Genomic DNA, 14,478 nt, shown 5'->3' with positions numbered 1-14,478 from the left:
GTGATAACGAGGGATATACGCCACGCCCAACCCCAGGAACCCGGAATGCATCCGCTCAAAGGTGTTCGACAGCCATGGTCCGCCGCTCGCGGACTGGCGCTCGCGGCCGTGCTCCTCGCCGTCACCCCGCTCCAGGCGGCTCCGCCCGCGCCCACCTCCAAGCTGACGGACCTCGCCTGGCTCGAAGGGCACTGGCGGGACGAGTCCGCCACCCACCTGTCCGAGGAGCTCTGGACCGCGCCCGCGGGGGACTCGCTGATGGGGATGTGGCGCTGGGCGCAGGACGGCAAGGTGCAGCTCTTCGAGCTGCTCACCATCAAGTCGGAGGACGGCAAGCTCGTGCTCCGGTTCCGCCACTTCGACCCGAAGCTCAACGCTCGCGAGGAGAAGGACCGGCCGCTGGCCTGGCCGATCATCCAGTCAGGCCCCCGCGAGGCGGTCTTCGAGGGCGCCGATCCCTCCGGTGAGGGCACGAGCCGCCTGACCTACCGGCGGACCGGTGAGGACTCCCTCGTCGTGATCCTCGAGAAGAACGGCAAGCCCGAGGAGTTCCGCTACCGGCGCGTGCGCTCCTCGGTGCCTGCCCGCAAGTAGGCGGACGCCCCGCTACTTCGCCTGGGGAGCCGCCGCCGCGGACTGAAGCTGCCCGATGGACACGGGCCCCGGGTTGGACACCTGGGCCTTGAGCTGCTGCATCGCCGTCGCGACCTCCGCGTCGGGCACCTTCCACCGGTTGCGCAGCTCATCTCCCGGAGGCGGGGGCGGAGGCGGCTTCTTCCGCCCCTCCGGTGAGAGGACGATGATGGCGTTCCCCAGCGTCTGGAGCGGGTTGAAGGTCTTCGTCCGAGCCCCGGCCGCATCCCCCTCGAGGCGCTCCAGCAAGGTGAGCTTCTGCTCCGCCCGATGGAAGCGGTAGACGGTCACGCCCCGCCCCGGTCCGTTGGACACCGCCAGGTCGAAGTAGGTCGGCGCGCTGGCCTGGGCGCCGTCCGCCTTCCCCGAGCTCGCGCTGGGGGTGGCGGCCCGCCTGGGCTCGTCGGCCAGCGCGGCCTGTGCCCCACACACGACGAGTGCCACGAAGACTCCACGCCTCATTGCTGCTCTCCACGTGCTGTTCATGATGCCCTCCGCTCCTTCTACGCAGCCGTCCGGCCCTATTCCCGGGTCCAAGGGGATTTCCCCGTGGGACGGCTACTCGAAGACGACGAGATCCGACACCCAGCGCCCCGTTCCCTTCTGAAACCCGGCCACGCGGATGTCTCTCAGGGCCTGCGCGGGGCTCGCTCCCCGCTCCACGCGCTCGAGCAGCTCCTGGAAGACGTCCCCCACCTCGACATCCGGCACCTGGGCGGTCGGCGCCACCACCGCGCGGGCTCCGGCCTGGATGAACGCCGCTGGCAGGCTCCACACGGCGTAGTAGCGCCAGGCGCCCCCGTTGGCATGACACGCGGCCAGCAGCACCAGCGGGGCTCCTCGCAGCGAGCGTCCCTGGAGGTCTCCCGCCGTGAGCGCGAAGCGGCCCCCCTCCTCGGGCGAGAGCGCCAGGAACGAGGCATCCGAGAACCCCGAGCGGATCAGTCCGTGGGCATGGAACTCCACCTCGGTGGCATCGGCGATCTCCGCCAGCACCGTCGCGGGTGTGGCGGATTTGCCCCGCAGGTGGACCTCGCCCGGCCTCGGCGGACGGCTCCACGGCAGCAGGTGGGGCAGCTTCAAGGAGGCTGGAGGCTCCACGTCGGTGACCACGACATGCTTGCCTGGGGCCGTGACGGCGGGTGCCTTCGCGACTCCCACCCGGGGCACCAGGTAGCTCCACGCCCTCTCCGGAGGCAGCAGCTCCGGCCGTCCCTGGAGGATGGGCTCCGCGAGCACCCGCACCGAGTCACAGCTCTCGAGCACCTCGAGGAGCGGCCCTGGCACGGCGGGGACCTCCTCGCGCAGAGGGCGCGTGCGCTGCCCCAGGTACTCGCCCCGAAGCTCGCCTTTCGGCCCCCTCGCCATGAAGAGGACCCGCTCATCCTGTCCGGCCAGGGCGAGGAGGCAGCTCGCCGGCGCGGCCCGCTCGAGCTCGGCGGAGAGGAGCGCGATGGCCGCGTCGAACTCCCCTGCCCTCCCGGCGTCCAGCACCAGCACCTGGTGGCTGTAGGTCCAGGCCTTGCGCGCCTCGATGTCGGTCTGGCGCAGCTTCTCCGCTCCGGCGATGACGTCTCGCAGCGCCCGCTGGCCCGCGGGGCGATCCCGCTCGATGAGGATGCGGCCCGCCACGTGCTCCAGGAACAGCCGCTGGCCCGGCTTGAGTGAGGCGTCCGCCCGGAGCGTCCGGATGCGCTCCTCGGCCCGGGCCACCTCCTCGGGGCTCCCACCGAGCCGGAGGAGATCGCCGTAGACAGACACTTCGAACAGCGTCGGCGGAGCGTCACAGGCGCGTGCGGCCTGGACCTCCCGCCGGGCGGTCGCGGCATCCAGCGCCTCCACGGCGAGGAGCGCACGCCCGTAGTGGTACTCGGCCCGGCGCTCGCAGCTCCCTGGCTCGCGCTGCAGGTACTCGTCGAGATAGGCCCTGGCCAGCGCCGCCTCATGGCTCAGCCGCGCGCTGGTCATGAGGTCGTACACGAGCAGATCCTCATGGAACCAGTCGTCGGTCCGGCGAGCCACCTCCAGCGCCTCGCGCGCCGGCCCCACGGCCTCGCGGCGGCGGTCGAGCTTGTTGTACAGCTCGCTCAGCTCCTCCTGGAGCATGACGCAGCGGTGCTCCAGGTTCGCGCGGCGGCACTCGTCGATGGCCTCCAGGAGGCGCCGCTCGGCCCGGACGGCGTCGCCCCGGGACAGGTCCTCCTGCACCTGGGCCTTCACCAGCGGGGCCCGGTACCACGTCGCATCCCCGGACTGCTCGACGAGGGGCTCCAGCTCGGCCAGGTGCTGGCGCTCGGCCCTCAGCAGCACGATGGCTCCCAGGAGCAGGTCCTTCTCTCCCGAGCGCCGGAGGCGATCCAGGTACGCCTCCGCCTCCGCGCCCGACAGCGGCTGCTGCCCCGAGAGGTGCGCGCGGTACGTCTCCGCCAGCGGGCCTCGCCGCGCGACGTCCGCTCGCGAGACGCGCTGGACGTACTCGACGGCCGTGCGTGTCCGAGACACCTGATCGAGCGCCTCCGCCACCGGCAGCAGCGCGAGCACCTGCTCCTGGGACATCGCGGCCCGGACCGCATGGTACAGGTACAGCCGCATCAGCCCCGGGTTCCGGGAGAGCATCGCGGCAGGTGGCGCCTTGCCCTCCAGCGCGAGCGCCATGCCCGCGTCCTTCATGGCGGTCCAGGACTTGCGCCGGTTCTCGGCACCCGAGCGAAGCCCTTCCGCGAGCTGTCGCGCCTCGTCGCTCCAGCCGGGCTCTCCCTTCTCCGCGACGTGCTGGAACTCCGCCGCCGCGGCCAGCTGCAGGGACATCGCCCGCAGCACCACGCCCCGGTTCCAGTGCGCGCGCAGCGCCTCGGGCTCCGCCGCCAGCGCCCCATCCAGCAGCCCCAGCGCTCGATCCAGGTCTCCTCGCCCGAGCGCCGCCAGCGCCCGATCGCTGTCGACGTCCGGTGAGCGCGGCACGTGGTCCAGATAGGCCTCCGCGCGCTCGGCATCGCCGGCGAGCAGGTACGCCGTCGCCACGCCGCGAAAGTCCCCTTGCTCCTCCAGCTGCGCCAGCACGCGCAGGTCCGGTCCCGTCCCTCGGTCCGGCCCGCCGCGCATCGTCCCGAGCTTCCGGTACCGATCCGCGCCCGGATAGCCGAGCCGTCCCTCCAGCGGCCGGGTGTCCGCGCTCGCCAGGTGGAGCGGATCCTCCAGCCCCTTGCGGGAGGAGCGATACGAGCTCACCACGAGGAGGCCGATCAGCGCCGCCAGGCCCGCCGAGAACGCCAGCACCCGCACGCGGGGACGGGCCCAGACGGGCTGGAACGGCCCCCGGCGCTCCGACTTCCTGCCCTTCGCCAGCTCGCCCACCGCGAGGCTGGCCTGCACCTGATCCTCGAGCCCGGCCTGGCAGTCCGCGCAGCCGGCGAGGTGCTCCTGGAAGGCCGCGGCCTCCGCCTCGGAGAGCTCGCCGTCCACGAACGCGGCCAGCTGCTCGCAGGAAGCCGTCATGACGCCCCCCCTGTCTCCGCCTTCTTCAGCAGCAGCTCCTTGAGCTTCTTGCGCGCCCGGAACAGCCGCGTCCCCACCGTCATCGCGGGGATGCCCAGCCGCTGGGAAATCTCCGCGTACGCCAGCCCTTCCATGTCCTTCAGCCGCACCACGTCGCGGAACTCCTCGGGCAGCAGGTCCACCGCACGCCAGACATCCTCCAGCGTATACCCGGCCCAGACCTCCGCGGGGCCTGCCTCCTCGCTCGGCACGTCCAGCGACTCGGTGAGCTGCTGCTGGGGGTGCCGCTTGTCCTGACGGCACATGTCGAGGAACCGCCGGGTGAGGATGGAGGCCAGCCACGGCAGCGGGGGCGCGTTCCTGTCATACGTGTGGAAGGCGCGGAACGCCCGCTCGTAGGTGTCCTGCAGCAGATCCGTCGCGTCCGACGGGTTGCGTCCCCGGCACAGGAAGCGTGCCTTCTCCTCCAGCCTCGCCTCGCAGAGAGCCACGACCTGCTGGAACTCCGCCGCCGGACTGGCGGGAGGAGGCAGAGGGGCTCCGGGAGAAGCCGGCTCCCCGGCCCGCGGCCGAGCCCGGGAGCGGCTGAAGCGGAATGGGAACTCCACGCGAGGGCTAGTTTGCACGCGGCGAGCCTGCAGCCCAAGCAAATCCACGGGCGCACCCCTTCATCCTCCCGGGGGCCTCGAACATCGCCGCCCCACCACCGTTACGCCGCGAGGGGCCGATATTCCCGGTGGATTTCGAGGCGGATTTCCTTCACCTCGGCGCAGGACACCGATCTAGCGTTCCGCGCACTGCTTCCCGGGAGCGCACATGCCTGTCGTGGAATCCCGCATCGACACCGTGACCCTCTACCAGCAGGGCGCCCGCGTCACGCGGCGGCTCGTGCTGGACTGCCCCGACGGCAAGCCCCCACGGAGCTGGAGATTCCACGGCTGCCGCTCTCGCTCTTCGATCCCACCGTGCGCGTGCGCGTGCTCTCCGCGGACAACCCTCGGGTGGATCTTTCCGCCACCCACGTGCGCGTGGGCCTGTGGATCCCTCCTCGCGAGACGCCGCTGGAGACGGTGGATCAGGCGGCGCTGCGCGCCCTGCGCCAGCAGGTGCGGACCGTGGAGAGCCAGCTGCACGAGCTCGAGTGGGAGATGTCCATCCTCGGCAACATCCCCATCCCGCCGCGCCCGGAGCCCGAGGAGGGCAAGCCCCCCCCACCCTCTCCGCTCGGGCCTCGCATGGCGCTGGAGCAGTTCGCCTACGAGGGAGTGCAGTCCCGGCTCGCGGAGGCGCGCAAGCTGCGCGAGCAGCTCCGCAAGCTCCACGAGGAGGTGGCCGTCCTGGAGCAGAAGATCGCCCAGGCCTCCACCGCCCGCGAGGTGACGGCGGCGGAGCTCTACAAGTCCGTGCACGTGCAGCTGCGCCACGGCGGTGCCGCGCTGGCGCGCGCGGAGCTCTCCGTGGAGTACTTCATCCCCGGCGCCCGCTGGGCTCCCAGCTACCAGTGCCGCCTGTCCCGGGACTGCCGCCAGGTGGAGCTGGTGATGCGCGCCCTCGTGTGCCAGGCCTCCGGTGAGGACTGGCGGGGGGTGAAGCTGGTGCTCTCCACCGCCGCCCCGATGACGTGGACGGAGCTGCCGGAGCTGTCCTCCATCCGCATCGGCCGCGCGCAGCCTCCGCCGCCCGAGCGCGCGGGGTTCCGTCCCGCGCCTCAGGGCGCCGCGCAGCTCTTCTCCGACTACGACCGGGATCGATCGATCCTGCTGTACAGGCTGCCCACGCCCTCGCCGTACGCGCTCCCCGCGCTGCCCGCGCCCGCGGACCTGGAGGACGGCTCCGTCATCGAGGCGCTGTCGGCCCCGCGAGACGCGCACAAGTCGAAGAAGAAGGGCGCACGGCCGATGAGGGACGTGGAGGCGGAGAGCATGGACGACGAGGCGCTCGCGGACATGGCGGCCGCGGAGGAGCCTGTCGAGATGATGAAGGAGGAGGCCTATGAGGAGAGCTCCAGCCTCGTCTCCCCATCGGTTGTCATGCCCGCCCCAGCCGCGCCTCCGCCTCCCATGCCGCGGCCCGCGGCTCCGGCGCGCTCCGCTTCCGTCGAGAAGATGGTCTCCGTTGGAGGGAGAGCGGGGGCGGGCCGGACGCGCGGGCCGGGTGGCGCGGCCCCCACCCAGGCGGGCCTGGAGGCGGTGGTGTTCACCCACCTACGGCTCTCCTCGCCCGCCGATGCCAGCAACCGCAACCGGCTCCAGCCCGTGGACTCGCGGCGCTTCTATCTGGAGACGCTGGCGCGCTTCTCGGTCACGGTGACGTTCGACGTCATGGCCGTGGTGGCCGAGGCGGAGAGGCGGGCGCGCTCGGCCGCCCACGCACCGCTGCCCTCGGGCGCGACGGACGCCACGAGCATCGACGGCTTCTTCGACTTCAGCTACGCGGCGGATGCCACCGTGGATGTCCCCTCGGATGGCACGTTCCACTCCGTGGCGCTGGGCACGCGCACCGGCGAGGCCAGCGTCCTCTACGTGGTCGTCCCTCGCGAGGACACCAACGTCTACCGTCAGGCGCAGGTGAAGAACCCGCTGCCGGCGCCCATGCTGGCCGGCCCGGCGGAGGTGTACGTGGGCGGCGAGTACGTGCTCTCCACCACCCTGCCCTCGGTGGCGCCGCGCGGGGACTTCAAGCTGGGCCTGGGCGTGGAGCAGGCCATCCGCTGCGCTCGGAACACGAAGTACCACGAGGCCCGCAGCGGGACGAAGATCGTCGCGACCACCGAGCTGTGGCACGACATCACCATCGAGCTCGTCAACAACCTGGACCGGGAGATCACCTGCGAGGTGCGCGAGCGCATTCCCCAGCCCGCGCAGGACGCGGAGGTGGTCGTCGAGGAGGGCACCATCACTCCGGCGTGGGAGGCCTACACGCAGGAGGAGCGCAACACCCCCATCGAGGGCGGGCGCCGCTGGCGGCTCACCGTGCCCGCGAATGCCAGCAGCAAGCTGGCGGCCCAGTACGTGGTGAAGCTGTATGCCAACAACGAGCTCAACGGCGGCAACCGCCGGGAGGCGTGACATGAGCACGGCCATCCAACCCACCTCTCCCGCGGGCGTCGAGCGCTACGAGCCCCCCCTCCCCTCCGGCGCCACGACGCTGGAGGCTCCCGTCCACACCGTCACGCTGCTGGAGGACCGGGCCCAGGTCAGCCGCCGCGGCACCGTCCGGGTGAGCGCCGGGCAGAACCGCATCGTCGTCCACGGCGTGGCGCCGGTGCTGCAGGACGTCTCGCTGCGCGCGGAGGTCCTCTCCGGCGGCTCCCGCGTGGCGGACATCCGCATCCGCCGCGGCCTGCGCATCCGCACCGCGGACAAGCCCGAGGCCGCCCGCGTGCTCGAGGAGAAGCTCGAGGCGCTCCAGCGCGAGCGGCAGCAGGTGCTGGAAGACCAGGGCAACGCCCGCGCCCGCTTCGAGCGCATCCGGGAGCTGCTGCTGCTGGGCGCCTCCGAGCTCCCCGTGGACGCCGGCTGGGGCATGGGGATGGCGGCGCAGTGGCAGGACTCGTTCGACACGCTGTTCCGCAAGGCCCGCCAGCTGCGCGAGTTCACGCTGCAGGCCACCTTCACCACGGAGCGGCTGGACGAGGAGATCGCCGCCGTGGCCCGGCAGCGCCAGGCCATGGACCGCGTGGACCACCAGGTGGTGTCGTGGCTGGAGGCGGACGTGCTGGCCGACGCCGCCGGCGAGGTGGAGCTGCGCATCGACTACGTGGTGCCGAACGCGCTCTGGCGTCCGCTGCACACCGCGCGCCTGGTGGGCCGGAGCCGGGTGCAGCTCGTCTCCTCGGCGGCCGTGTGGCAGGACACCGGCGAGGACTGGAAGGACGTGGAGCTGCGCTTCTCCACGGCGCGCTCCTCGCTGGGCACCGAGCCTCCCCTGCTGCGGCAGGACCTGCTCACCGTGAAGAAGAAGAACGAGGCGGTGGTGGTGCAGGCCCGCCAGGTGCAGGTGCAGAAGGCCGGCCTGGGCAGCTCGCCCGCGTCCGAAGGCGGCCGCCCCACGCCCACCAGCGTGGATCTGCCGGGCGTGGACGACGGCGGAGAGACGCGCAACCTGCGGGCGCCGGGCAGGAGCACCATCCCCTCGGATGGGCGGCCCAACGTCATCCCGCTCTTCACCTTCGAGGACGACGCGCGGGCGGAGCTGGTGACGTTCCCCGAGCTGGAGCCCAAGGTGTTCCTGCGCGCGGTGACGCGCAACACCTCCTCCAGCCCGCTGCTGGCGGGGCCCGTGGAGCTGCTGCAGGACAACGGCTTCGTGGGCTGGACGCAGACGCTCTTCGTGGCGCCGCAGGAGAGGTTCGAGCTGAGCTTCGGCCCGGATGACTCGCTGCGCGTGCGGCGCGAGGAGAAGAAGAGCACCAAGCAGCACCACGTCACCAAGTGGAACGAGACCACCCACCACATCTCCATCTACCTCTCCAACCTCTCGGGCGAGGCGCGGACGGTGGTCGTCACCGAGCGCCTGCCGGTATCCGAGATCGAACACGTGAAGGTGGAGCTGGACACGGCGAAGACCACGAGCGAGCCCCAGCTGGATGACAATGGCTTCTGCAAGTGGAAGGTCGAGGTCCCCGCCAACGGGCACCTGACACTCCAGCTGAGGTTCAAGGTCTCCATGGCCCCAGGCGTCCAGAGCGCCTGATCGCTCCCAGAGGCTCCCATGCGCGCCGTCCAGGTCGTCCCGCTGCTGCTGCTGCTCACCTCGGTCTCCTGCAGCGGCGTGCGGACGCCGGAGGACCCCACCAGGCCTCCACCGCCGAAGACGACGGTGGAGGTGCGCAACCAGAAGCCCATCGACTTCAACATGTATGTGCTGAGCGAGACCACGCGCATCCGCCTGGGCCTGGTGCCGGGGATGAGCAGCCGCACCTTCACCATCCCCCCGCACCTCCTCCCCAACGAGCAGGGCCTGCTGCGCTTCCAGGCGGACCCCATCGGCTCCAACGCCGTGTCCACCTCGGACCAGGAGCTCATGGTGCGCGCGGGAGATGAGCTCTCCCTCACGCTGCAGTAGCGCACATGGCACTGGCCCTACCCTGAGGGTCCTGTGCTAGATGCCCCTGCATGCTCGACCACATCATGCTGCGGGTGAAGGACTACGACGTCTCCAAGCGCTTCTATGACGAACTGTTGCCGACGCTCGGCTACAAGCGGGTCATGGAGTTCGGCGAGGTCGGCGGCTACGGAGACGACATCAAGCCCTACTTCTGGATCGGCGCCGGGCCGGATACGCACCCGCGTACCCACATCGCCTTCATTGCGAAGGACCACGCCGCGGTGGATGCGTTCCACGCCCAGGCGCTGAAGCTGGGCGCCAAGGATGATGGCGCGCCGGGCCTGCGGCTCGAGTACCACCCGTCCTACTACGCCGCGTTCGTGATCGACCCGGACGGCCACAACATCGAGGCCGTGTGCCACAAGACCGCCGACGAACTGCGGCTCGGCGCCCCCGGGCCTTCCTCGCGCAAGGCAGCGGCGAAGAAGGCGACGGCGAAGAAGACGACGGCGAAGAAGACGACGGCGAAGAAGAAGACCGCGGGTGCCGCGAAGCGCGCCGGAGCCCGGAAGAAGTCCGCGCCGCGTCGCAAGCGCTAGCCGCCGGCGCCGCTCAGCCCTCCTTGGGCATGCGCAGCGCCATGGCCACCAGCGGCACGGTGGACTCCTCCGGCTTGTACGGCAAGCAACCTGCAGCATGAGGGACCTTTGACGTGGGCAAAAGGGAGCGACTTGCCTACGTTGCCGGAGGATGAAGGCTTTGGTTGCCTATGCCTCCAAGTATTTGAGAAGACTCGACTTTCTTTCCTGCTCACGAGCCTGTCTGCCTGCCCTTCGAGCGGGCAACACCGGGGGGCTTTGACGAAATGTTGAGTACGAAATAATTCCTACGCCCGCCTCGGCCGAATGCCGCGGCGCATCAGCAGGAGAAGAACCCCAAGAACCACATGCGTCCCCGACGCCGGGAGAGGTGCCCCCCGCGCGTGACGGGAGCGCTGTGCCTCGAAACCAACCCCATCGCAGCACCGGCCACGGCGCGTGGACCGGAACACCCCTTGTCTGTCTTTTCCCCAGAGAGAACATGAAGAAAGCCCTTCTGTCGGTCGGAACCCTCTTCCTCGTTGGCACCGTGGCCTGTGGTCCCCAGGACACCTTCACCGATGAGGAACCCGGTCCCCTCCAGGTTGCGGAGGCAGGACTCACCCTGCGGAGCTGCACACCGCTCCCGGTGTCCTCGATGATTGCCTCGGGTAGCGAGGCCATCAATCCGCCGGCCCACACGACAGACGACCGGCTCGACACTCGCTGGAGCAACCTCGGGCAGGGCTCGTGGATCGACTACGACCTGGGCAGCAACCGCACCATCTCCGGCGTGGCGATCGCCTGGCACCAGGGCAACACGCGCACCAACAACTTCGCGATCTCGGTCTCCTCGGACGGGATGGTGTACACGCAGATCCACACCGGCACGAGCAGCGGCACGACGGCGGAGGCGGAGACGTACACATTCTCGCCGCGGACGACGCGCCGGGTGCGCATCCGGGTGAACGGCAACAGCGTGAACGACTGGGCGAGCATCTCGGAGGCGCGGGTGTGCTCGGGCGAGAGCACGACGCCGCCGGCCAGCGTGGTGTGGAGCGGCAACTTCGAGACGGGTGATCGCTCGCAGTGGAGCGGCGCGCACATGGTGAGCGCGGACCGGATGCAGCTGGTGTCCTCGCCTCGGCGCGAGGGCAACTATGCGCTCAAGGTGACGGTGCGGCAGGGAGACAACCCCATCAACGCCAGCGGCAACCGCAACGAGCTGTACCGGATGACGCGCGAGCCGGTGGGCTCGGAGTACTTCTACCGCTGGAGCACGATGTTCGCGACGGACTTCCCGGCCCCGAAGACGTGGCAGGTGTTCGCGCAGTGGCACCACGAGGGTAACAGCGGTTCACCGCCAGTGGAGTTCGTGGTCAACAACGAGCGGATCAGCCTGAACTGCAGCGGGACGCAGGTGTGGAGCGCGCCGCTGGTGCGTGGGGCGTGGCAGGACTTCGTGTTCCACACGAAGTGGTCCTCGAACGCGAGCGTGGGCTTCGTGGAGCTGTACCACAACGGCCAGCTCGTGCTGCCCAAGCGCTACTGCGCCACGCAGTACTCGGGGATGCTCAACTACCTGAAGATGGGGCTGTACCGGAACTCGACCATCGCGCCGGTGGGCGTGCTCTACCACGACGGGTGGACGATGGGCCGGCAGCTCTCGGACGTGCTCCCGGCGGGAGCCACCCTGAGCAGCTCCGTCGCGGCGGTAGCCTCCGCCTCGGACGAGTAGCGCGCGCCTGGCCGCGCAGCTCCCTTGATTGCTATCGTTGGGAGCCACAACAGACGAGACTGCCTTCATGCATGACGACGCCGGCCACGGCCGGACGGTCCCTCAGCTCGAGCAACTCAACGAGTTGCTCGAAGCGAAGGTCAAGAGCCAGGGGCAGCTGCTCGCCGAGACGCAGGAGCGCCTGCGCACCCTCTTCGAGAACGCGCCGCTGAGCATCCAGCTGATCGACGTCTCGGGCCGGACGCTGCAGGTCAACGCGGCCTGGCGCGCGCTCTGGCGCATCCCGCCGGACGTGGTCGAGAACTTCATCCTCCGCGACTACAACGTCCTGACGGACCCACAGCTCGAGAAGCAGGGCATCCTCCCGTACTTCCACCGAGCCCTGCGAGGCGAGAACAGCCGCATCCCGGCCATCCGCTACGACGCGGCCGAGCCCCAGCTCGCGGGCCGTGCGCGGTGGGTCGAGGGCAACCTCTATCCCGTGAAGGACGCAGCCGGCGAGGTCCGGCAGCTGGTCCTCATCCACGAGGACGTCACCGAGCGGCGAGAGGCGCAGGAGCTCATCCTCCGCAAGAGCGCGGAGTTCGAGGCCGTCTACCAGCACCTCCCGGAGCCGGTGATCATGACCTCGCCCGAGCGCATCATCGTGCTGGTGAACCCGGCGGCGAACGCGCTCTTCGGCTATGCGCCGGGTGAGCTCATCGGACGGCCGGTGTCCATCCTCGAGGCCGAGGGGACGGAGCCTGGGCACGCGCCCGGAGCGGCGGCTCGCGAGGTGAGCTATCGCCACCGCGGCGGTGAGCGCATCCTCACGAGCACCCTGTCCTCGGTGGCGCGCTCGGCCGACGGAGAGGTCTTCGGATACGTCGCCATCGTGCGTGACATCCGTGAGCAGCGGCGAGAGGAGGAGATGCGCCGGTTCATCTCCAACGCGGGAGACGTCCTGGCCTCATCGCTGGACCCTCGCGAGACGCTCTCCGCGCTGGCGCGGCTCGCGGTGCCCACGCTCGGAGACTGGTGCCTCATCGACCTGCTCGAGGACGACGGCTCGGTCCGCCGTGCGGAGGTCGTCATCGCGGACCCGCGACACGAGCCCGTCAAGGCGAAGGTCACCCGCTTCGCCATCAGCAGGGACCGTCCGGAGAACCCACCTGCCCGGGCGCTCTTCGAGGCGAGGCCCCTGCTCATCCCGGTCCTCGAGCGCGAGAAGATCGGGCAGATGGCCCTCAGCGACGAACACGCCCAGGTCATCCTCGAGGCGGAGGTGCACTCGATGATCTGCGTGCCGCTCGTGGCGCGCGGCAGGGTGCTCGGAGTCCTCTCCCTGCTGCTCGCCGCATCCCGGCGCAGCTACACGGAGCGGGACCTTTCCTACGCGAAGCAGCTCGCCGGGAAGGCCGCGCAGGCGGTGGAGAACTCGCGGCTCTATGAGCGAGCCACCGAGGCGATCTCCGCTCGCGACGAGTTCCTCAGCATCTGCTCCCACGAGCTCAAGACGCCTCTCACCTCGCTGAAGCTTCAGCTCGAGCTGGCGGGCCGCTCGTTGCAGAAGCCGGGCTCGGCCGGGCTCCCCTCCGAGGCGTTGACCAACCGCCTCGGGGTGGCTGCTCGCCAGCTGCGGCGCGTGGAGCGGCTCATCGACGACATGCTCGACGTGTCACGGATTGCCACGGGGATGCTGACCATGGACATGGCGCCCCTGTCGGTCCGGGAGCTGGTGACCGAGACGGTGCATCAGGCGAGCGAGCTCTTCCAGTCCGCGGGCGTCGCCCTCACGGTGGAGGTCTCCGAGGATGCATGGGTCCACGGGGACCGGGCCCGGCTGGCGCAGGTGCTCGACAACCTGCTCGCCAACGCCCTGAAGTACGGCGAGGGGAAGCCGGTGCGCATCGACGTGGGCCGGCGCGGAGACCGGGTGGAGGTTTCGGTCAGCGACCAGGGCCCTGGGATTGCGCCACGAGACCAGCAGCGCATCTTCCAGCGCTTCGAGCGGGCCGTGGCCAGCCGGAGCATCACCGGGCTCGGCCTCGGCTTGCACATCAGCCGTCAGATTGCCGAGCGCCACGACGGGACGCTCGACGTGGAGAGTGAGCTCGGCGCCGGGGCGCGGTTCACGCTGCGCCTCCCCGTGGAAGTCGGGGGCAGCTGACGCCACCGCCAGCGATGCGCCGAGCGGCGGGTTCGATTCCCGCGCCTCCACTATGATGTTCCGGTTCCTCAGAATGTGAGCCGCTCATGCTCCTACGACTCTGCCTGCTGGTCTGCTGTCTCTCGTTGATGGGGTGCGCCTCGGAGAGCCAGGTTGTTCGAGAGACCGGGGAGCCGCTCCCGGAAGTGGAGCGCATGGATGCTCCAAGCGTCTTCCTGCCAGGAGAGTTGTTGGAGTGGATGCACTGGGATGAAGAGGCGTTGGAAGCAGCTGGGTGGGACGTCTCCTTTGTAGAGGGAAATCCGGTCGGCGAGATGGAACGGGTGATGGCTCGCCGCCCGCTACAGAGGGGAGGCCGTAGCAGCCTGGGCGGGCGTAGACAGCCGCCGGTGCTCAACCCTTGGCCGACGCGAGACGAGATCGCGGTGAGGCGGCGGCAGGCTGAGTTACCCCAATCACCAGGGGTATCAGGAGCATCACTTCATTCCCCTCTATCTCGGGGGCGCGAAGACAGGAGTGACGTACCGGCTTCAGTCCGCCTATCACCAGACCATTACCCAAGAGTTCCGGAGGCAATGGGGGTATGGCCAGGGCCAACCTCGCCCAGAGAGGCTCCAGCAAATCCTTCTTGAAATTTACTCCAGGTACCCCATTCCGCAGCTCATCGGAATCAGCCCCTGAGAACCACCCCTTTCAAGATGTTGGATCGATGCGTCCGGAGGCCAGAACACGAGCGGTGGAGACGTGCTGGCGTGCAGACCGTCCTGAGACGTAACCCTTCTTCGTCTTCTTCTTGGGCCCTCGTGGGTGCTTGCGCAGGCGCTTGGGCTGAACAT

At 69.9% G+C, this 14,478-nt stretch carries 10 protein-coding genes; 7 read left to right on the top strand and 3 right to left on the bottom strand.

Annotated features, from left to right (window positions below; translation table 11 throughout):
- Positions 1-45 precede the first annotated feature (45 nt).
- A complete protein-coding gene (locus KY572_RS29930) occupies positions 46-594 on the top strand; it encodes a DUF6265 family protein (RefSeq protein ID WP_224246576.1) in 549 nt (182 codons plus the stop codon).
- Between the two features lie 12 nt (positions 595-606).
- Here the strand turns inward: KY572_RS29930 and KY572_RS29925 are convergent, their stop codons facing one another.
- From KY572_RS29925 to KY572_RS29915, 3 genes are all read right to left on the bottom strand, one after another.
- Complete coding sequence (locus KY572_RS29925; RefSeq protein WP_224246575.1) at positions 607-1,095, bottom strand: hypothetical protein; 489 nt, start codon at positions 1,093-1,095, stop codon at positions 607-609.
- Positions 1,096-1,191: 96 nt separating this feature from the next.
- Positions 1,192-4,128, bottom strand: coding sequence for a CHAT domain-containing protein (locus KY572_RS29920; RefSeq protein ID WP_224246562.1), 2,937 nt, complete (start codon positions 4,126-4,128; stop codon positions 1,192-1,194).
- The gene (locus KY572_RS29915) at positions 4,125-4,619 is read right to left on the bottom strand and encodes an RNA polymerase sigma factor (RefSeq protein WP_224246546.1); all 495 of its coding nucleotides are present in this window, start codon (positions 4,617-4,619) and stop codon (positions 4,125-4,127) included. The genes KY572_RS29920 and KY572_RS29915 overlap by 4 nt, the downstream gene beginning before the upstream one ends.
- 474 nt (positions 4,620-5,093) lie before the next feature.
- On the opposite strand from KY572_RS29915, the gene KY572_RS29910 reads away from it, so the two are divergent.
- The 6 genes from KY572_RS29910 to KY572_RS29885 all read left to right on the top strand — a co-directional run bounded on the left by KY572_RS29910 (position 5,094) and on the right by KY572_RS29885 (position 13,642).
- The gene (locus KY572_RS29910) at positions 5,094-7,196 is read left to right on the top strand and encodes a DUF4139 domain-containing protein (RefSeq protein ID WP_224246544.1); all 2,103 of its coding nucleotides are present in this window, start codon (positions 5,094-5,096) and stop codon (positions 7,194-7,196) included.
- A gap of 1 nt (position 7,197) precedes the next feature.
- A complete protein-coding gene (locus KY572_RS29905; protein WP_224246542.1) occupies positions 7,198-8,823 on the top strand; it encodes a mucoidy inhibitor MuiA family protein in 1,626 nt (541 codons plus the stop codon).
- Between the two features lie 18 nt (positions 8,824-8,841).
- On the top strand, positions 8,842-9,195 hold the full coding sequence (locus KY572_RS29900) for a hypothetical protein (protein WP_224246519.1): 354 nt from the start codon (positions 8,842-8,844) through the stop codon (positions 9,193-9,195).
- Positions 9,196-9,245: 50 nt separating this feature from the next.
- A complete protein-coding gene (locus KY572_RS29895) occupies positions 9,246-9,776 on the top strand; it encodes a VOC family protein (RefSeq protein WP_224246511.1) in 531 nt (176 codons plus the stop codon).
- A gap of 481 nt (positions 9,777-10,257) precedes the next feature.
- The gene (locus tag KY572_RS29890; RefSeq protein WP_224246509.1) at positions 10,258-11,493 is read left to right on the top strand and encodes a heparin lyase I family protein; all 1,236 of its coding nucleotides are present in this window, start codon (positions 10,258-10,260) and stop codon (positions 11,491-11,493) included.
- 67 nt (positions 11,494-11,560) lie between these two features.
- Positions 11,561-13,642: an ATP-binding protein gene (locus tag KY572_RS29885; protein ID WP_224246493.1), complete on the top strand. Its 2,082-nt coding sequence runs from the start codon at positions 11,561-11,563 to the stop codon at positions 13,640-13,642.
- Positions 13,643-14,478: the final 836 nt, after the last annotated feature.

The sequence above is a fragment of the Hyalangium gracile genome, from assembly GCF_020103725.1.
GTDB classification, from domain to species: domain Bacteria; phylum Myxococcota; class Myxococcia; order Myxococcales; family Myxococcaceae; genus Hyalangium; species Hyalangium gracile.
Note: the sequence above shows the minus strand (reverse complement) of the source record. Positions and strands in the feature narration are given on the sequence as shown.

Excerpts from the sequence above, each read along its gene's own strand:
- KY572_RS29930 (WP_224246576.1), top strand. The coding sequence starts at position 46 with ATGCATCCGCTCAAAGGTGTTCGACAGCCATGGTCCGCCGCTCGCGGA.
- KY572_RS29925 (WP_224246575.1), bottom strand. The coding sequence starts at position 1,095 with ATGAGGCGTGGAGTCTTCGTGGCACTCGTCGTGTGTGGGGCACAGGCC.
- KY572_RS29920 (WP_224246562.1), bottom strand. The coding sequence starts at position 4,128 with ATGACGGCTTCCTGCGAGCAGCTGGCCGCGTTCGTGGACGGCGAGCTC.
- KY572_RS29905 (WP_224246542.1), top strand. The coding sequence starts at position 7,198 with ATGAGCACGGCCATCCAACCCACCTCTCCCGCGGGCGTCGAGCGCTAC.
- KY572_RS29900 (WP_224246519.1), top strand. The coding sequence starts at position 8,842 with ATGCGCGCCGTCCAGGTCGTCCCGCTGCTGCTGCTGCTCACCTCGGTC.
- KY572_RS29895 (WP_224246511.1), top strand. The coding sequence starts at position 9,246 with ATGCTCGACCACATCATGCTGCGGGTGAAGGACTACGACGTCTCCAAG.
- KY572_RS29890 (WP_224246509.1), top strand. The coding sequence starts at position 10,258 with ATGAAGAAAGCCCTTCTGTCGGTCGGAACCCTCTTCCTCGTTGGCACC.
- KY572_RS29885 (WP_224246493.1), top strand. The coding sequence starts at position 11,561 with ATGCATGACGACGCCGGCCACGGCCGGACGGTCCCTCAGCTCGAGCAA.